Origin of the sequence: Bifidobacterium simiiventris (assembly GCF_019331715.1) — a bacterium.
GTDB classification, from domain to species: domain Bacteria; phylum Actinomycetota; class Actinomycetes; order Actinomycetales; family Bifidobacteriaceae; genus Bifidobacterium; species Bifidobacterium simiiventris.
In genome coordinates, this window is the sequence record NZ_JAHBBG010000029.1 from 1 (window position 1) to 1,471 (window position 1,471).

1 protein-coding gene is annotated in these 1,471 nt (G+C 66.4%); it reads right to left on the reverse strand.

Going from position 1 to position 1,471, the window contains the following annotated elements:
• Positions 1 to 69: 69 nt before the first annotated feature.
• Positions 70 to 1,362 (reverse strand): integrase catalytic domain-containing protein, encoded by a 1,293-nt coding sequence (locus KIH76_RS11460; protein ID WP_236037015.1) that lies wholly within the window; start codon positions 1,360 to 1,362, stop codon positions 70 to 72.
• Positions 1,363 to 1,471 lie beyond the last annotated feature (109 nt).

Here is a 1,471-nt window from a genome sequence, read left to right on the forward strand (position 1 = left end):
CCGAGGTGCCTCATTTGAAAATGAGCGCGTAATCCGGAGTGGTGCCTCACCTGTGGTGAGCGTGAAATCCTAGTCCGCGTCGGCTTGTGGGGTTTCGTCGTCTTCCGGTTCGACGCCCGCGATCCGGGCGAGCGTCTTGTTCAAGTATGCCATGTCCGGGCCCATGCGTCTGGCCAGCCGCGCGGTGCGCGGTGCCGCCAGTGCTTCGAGCCGGTCCTGGATGTCGTGGATGCGGCGGACGAGCTCGGCCGGGTTCACGGTCGCGAGCGTGTGTTCGATCTCCTCTCGCTTGTCGTCGGGTATGAAGCCGGGGCCGCCGGCGGCCCTGTCCGCCTCGTCGAACTCCTTGAGCCGCTCCCACGGGGTGCGTGGTGCGTCGTAGACGCGGCGGGGACGGCCGTCCCGGGTGCTTTCGCGCGCGACCGGCTTCTTGGACGGGGTGAACAGGTTGGCCTTGACGCGCACCAGCTCCCATAGCTCGTTGAGCAGGCCGAGCTCATCGACGGTGTACCGGTAGTAGAACGCGTGGCGGCGCACGACGTGGTTGTTGCGGGACTCGACGGTGGCCTGGTCGTTCTTCCTGTAGGGGCGGGAGCGGGTCTGCTCGATGTCGCGCTCCTGCAGCCAGGCGATCAGGTCGCGGTTGATGAACTCGCTGCCGTTGTCCGTGTCGTAGGAGCGGATGCGGAACGGCAGACGGGCCTCGACCAGCGCCTCGGCCTTGGAGAGGTTCGCGAACGCGTTGTTGCGGCACGACGCGTTCTCGGTCCATCCGGTGGCGACGTCGACCACGGTCAGGGTGCGGCAGAACTCGCCCCTGACGCTCGGCCCGCAGTGGGCCACGGTGTCGGCCTCGACGTTGCCGGGCAGGCCGTCCAGCTCGTCGCCGGCCTTCCTGATCGTGATCGAGTTGCGCAGCAGCTCCCCGGCGGGCCGGGTAGTGGAGATGCCTCTGGGCCGTGCCGCGTCGCGCGTCTTTTTGAGGTACCGGTCCATCGTGGCCGCGCTCATCCGCTCCAGCTCGCGGAACGCGAAACCGTCCCAGTCGGCGAGCTCGCCGTGCGCGCGCAGCATGGGCATCCACAGGGGCAGCATCGCCTTGAGGTACTTCGCGCACGGCGCATCCATCATCAGCCACACCTGGACCAGCAGCTCGCGCGACTGCTCCGAATACCGCTTCGGCCGCTCCGCGGGCGACATCGACGGCCTGCCGCGCCCGGCTTCCGTGAGTCTGCGTCTCGCGGTGCTCCTGCCGATTCCCAGCACGGAGCACATCTCATCGAGGATGCGTCCCTTGTCCTTCTTCGACGCCTTCATGTATTCATCCCTGAATCTCAGGGTGACCTGCCGCTTCGTCGCCATGCTGATCCTGTCTTCCATAAGACAAGCCAAACAGGACCGATACCGTTCGCGCTCATTCCCGATGAGGCACCACCACACCCTACGCGCTCAAAAAACGTGAGGCACGTCG

What these genes read in the sequence shown, in the direction of transcription:
- KIH76_RS11460 (WP_236037015.1), bottom strand. Translation starts at nt 1,362, where the DNA reads ATGGCGACGAAGCGGCAGGTCACCCTGAGATTCAGGGATGAATACATG.